We start from the raw sequence: 2,720 nt of genomic DNA on the forward strand, positions 1-2,720 counted from the left end.
CCCAGGCAGGAGGTTCTTGATCCGCTCCCATTGATCGTCACGCAGGGCATAGCGACGCTGAGTCATCCGGGCTCCTCGTTCATTTTGAAGTGGTCGGGCGACAATATTCCCACACAACTACAATTGATGACACGCCCTAGCCTGCCCCCAATATTTTTGCCAAATGGTACGCCATGCGTACCGGAATCCCAGGCTGATCCGCTTTCTGTGGCACAGCGAGCGCATCGTCGGGCTAGCGGTGATCGATGACGGAGCCGGCATGGATGCGGCTCAACTGCGAAACGCCATGCGCTTCGGGTCCGCCGAGCGGGTCGATCATACCTCGCTTGGCAAATTCGGGCTGGGACTCAAACTGTCCTCGTTCAGTCATGCCCGAAAGCTGACCGTCGTGTCGCGGCCGGACGGCCTGACGGCGCTGGACGCTGGAGGGGATCCGGCGTCACTGGGACTGCGACACCTTTGAAGAACGTCAGGCGGCGGCGCTGATCGACGCGCCCTGGTCGCCGCTCGACCTGCGCACGTCGGGAACGGTCGTGCTGTGGGATGACATCGACAAGCTTCCGGTCTCAAGCCGCGGGCTGCGCGCTATCCTCAATGCGCTGCACCGACGGCAGGAACTGCATCTTGGTCTGCATCCATCGGTTCATCCAGCACGGCGTCCTGAACATCCGGATCGACCAGCAGGAACAGGGGGAGCAGGAGCACCAGATCCGCGCCACGGTCCCCGCGCTGGATCCCTCCGGTTACGGGACTGCATCGCTTGAAGGCTATCGATGTGCCGCTCTTCAAGGCGCTGCTGTTCTGCCTGCTCGGACCGGATTTTCAGGCGGGGCAATCCTCGGAACGCCGTCGACGCGAACTCGCGCGGATCAATCGGATTCTGCTCGCGGCCTCCGCGCTGGAGCAGGGATGAGAGGCCGGAGGACCGGGGAATCCGGAGACGTCCTGACGCCGGAGCAGCGCTCGCGCTGCATGTCGCGCATCCGTTCGCGCGATACGCAACCGGAACTCCTGATTCGTCGCGCCCTCTTTGCCCGAGGCTACCGCTACCGCCTCCAGGATCGCAAACTGCCTGGCCGTCCCGACATCGTCTTTCCCGGACGGCGCGCGCTGATCCTGATCCATGGCTGTTTCTGGCACGCGCACGGCTGCCATCTGTCCGCCATTCCCGCCACGCGCCACGAGTTCTGGGAAAACAAGCTGCGGGAGAATCGGGAACGTGACGAACGTACACTCAGCGCACTGAGTCTGGCTGGCTAGCGTGTTCTGACCGTCTGGGAATGCGCGCTGCGGGGCAAGCGCCGACAGGAGCTGACGGCCGTAATCGATGCCTGCGAGCGGTTTCTGAGCCATCCGGAGATTCCCAATGCAATGATTGCAGGCAATGCGCGTCTCGATGCCGACCGAATGGGGGAGACATCGGACCTTCGCCCGCCAGATCGAGGGGACGCTCAAAATCGGTTGGCGCCGCTTTACCCCTCAAACGTCTTCAACGGATCGAACTCGAAAGTCCGGTGCTTGAACTCCTGATAGGAGGCGGGGTTGCTGCGCGGGATCGCCAACGTCGGGGTAACCTGCGGCGCTGGGGTGGCCACGGAAGCCGCCATCGGTGCCGGCGTGGCGACCGGCACGACAGTACGCCGTTCCTGCCGAATCCGCGAGAGCGTTTTCGCAAAGGTACGGGGCGCGATCGCGATCCCGGCGGCGGCAAGCTCGGCGAGGATGTCGGTCGACGACGCCCCCGCCCGCTGGGCGGCCTCGATATCCGGCAACAGGGCGCGCAGCGACATGGCCACCGACCGGTGCGGTGGATGTTGGGCCAGTGCCTGCAAGCGGGTACGGGCCTGGGTTAAGTTGTCTTCATCGTGGGGCATACGTTGGGACTCTGTGTCGATCGAAGGGGATTATTTGCGGATAGATTGTGCAAAGAATGGGCTGAGCAAGCGATCTTCTCGCCAAGCAGCGTCGCTGACAAGGGCGATCGTTGGGAAACTTGCTGGGCCGGTTGTCGATCAATTCGCTCCACTTTCAGGGATATCCGGGGGTAACTCTGGGGACCAGGCGGACGCAGGTCTGGGCATCCCGCCCCGGCAACGGCTTCGGTCGCCACCCTCGGACCTTGCGCTTGACCCGAAGTGGGATTAGGCTGCTGGCAGGCGATGTATGCGGTTCTGAAAACAGGCGTCGCCCATCTGTTCGAGATTCTGTTGCCGTTCGACTCGGCAAAGCCAGGGAGGCTTATCGCAGACGCCCCGATGCAACGGGCGGTAGACAGGTCGCTTCCGGCTAGCGACTCATTAAATGTGCGCGTTGGCCCGACACGCTTGCAACCGTTGCATTCGCCAAGGGATACCCTCTTATTCGACGCCTCGCGTCACGTCAAGACCGGCCCTTCGGGACACGGGATCTCTCGAATGAACGTTGTCGATCAGCGTTCATCCGAAAGATTTCGCACGTCCCCACCGCCATGAGTCATGCTCTGACTTCGGCCTGTGGGTCATCGCCTGCGCGGGCGATCCATCAAGACCGCGCGCACCACCGGCAAGCCTTGCGCTTGCAGTCAACCCGCCAGCACCGTTGGCATGAATGAGACGGACGATCCGTCAACCGCGTCTCCGTCCGCTGTCAAGCGTCAGAACAGTCGAGTTCTCCGTCCTCTGCGGAAAACCGCCGGCAATCGCTGGCATGATCGACGTGAACGCTCCCGTGCAACCCTGTAC

4 protein-coding genes are annotated in these 2,720 nt (G+C 62.7%); 3 read left to right on the plus strand and 1 reads right to left on the minus strand.

The window, feature by feature from the left end:
* Window positions 1-163: 163 nt before the first annotated feature.
* The 3 genes from QZY07_RS01575 to QZY07_RS01585 all read left to right on the plus strand — a co-directional run bounded on the left by QZY07_RS01575 (window position 164) and on the right by QZY07_RS01585 (window position 1,260).
* The gene (locus tag QZY07_RS01575) at window positions 164-463 is read left to right on the plus strand and encodes an ATP-binding protein (RefSeq protein WP_295399309.1); all 300 of its coding nucleotides are present in this window, start codon (window positions 164-166) and stop codon (window positions 461-463) included.
* 297 nt (window positions 464-760) lie between these two features.
* Entirely contained in the window at window positions 761-913 is a 153-nt protein-coding gene (locus QZY07_RS01580) for a hypothetical protein (protein ID WP_295399311.1), read from the plus strand.
* The gene (locus QZY07_RS01585) at window positions 910-1,260 is read left to right on the plus strand and encodes a very short patch repair endonuclease (protein ID WP_295399313.1); all 351 of its coding nucleotides are present in this window, start codon (window positions 910-912) and stop codon (window positions 1,258-1,260) included. Before QZY07_RS01580 ends, QZY07_RS01585 begins: the two co-directional genes overlap by 4 nt.
* A 212-nt stretch (window positions 1,261-1,472) precedes the next feature.
* On the opposite strand, the gene QZY07_RS01590 is transcribed toward QZY07_RS01585, so the two are convergent.
* Window positions 1,473-1,874 carry a hypothetical protein gene (locus QZY07_RS01590; protein ID WP_295399315.1) on the minus strand — a complete coding sequence of 134 codons (402 nt, stop codon included), beginning with the start codon at window positions 1,872-1,874 and terminating at the stop codon, window positions 1,473-1,475.
* Window positions 1,875-2,720: the final 846 nt, after the last annotated feature.

Origin of the sequence: uncultured Thiocystis sp. (genome assembly GCF_903866365.1) — a bacterium.
In the GTDB taxonomy this organism is placed as follows: domain Bacteria; phylum Pseudomonadota; class Gammaproteobacteria; order Chromatiales; family Chromatiaceae; genus Chromatium.

Excerpts from the sequence above, each read along its gene's own strand:
- QZY07_RS01585 (WP_295399313.1), top strand. The coding sequence starts at position 910 with ATGAGAGGCCGGAGGACCGGGGAATCCGGAGACGTCCTGACGCCGGAG.
- QZY07_RS01575 (WP_295399309.1), top strand. The coding sequence starts at position 164 with ATGGTACGCCATGCGTACCGGAATCCCAGGCTGATCCGCTTTCTGTGG.
- QZY07_RS01590 (WP_295399315.1), bottom strand. The coding sequence starts at position 1,874 with ATGCCCCACGATGAAGACAACTTAACCCAGGCCCGTACCCGCTTGCAG.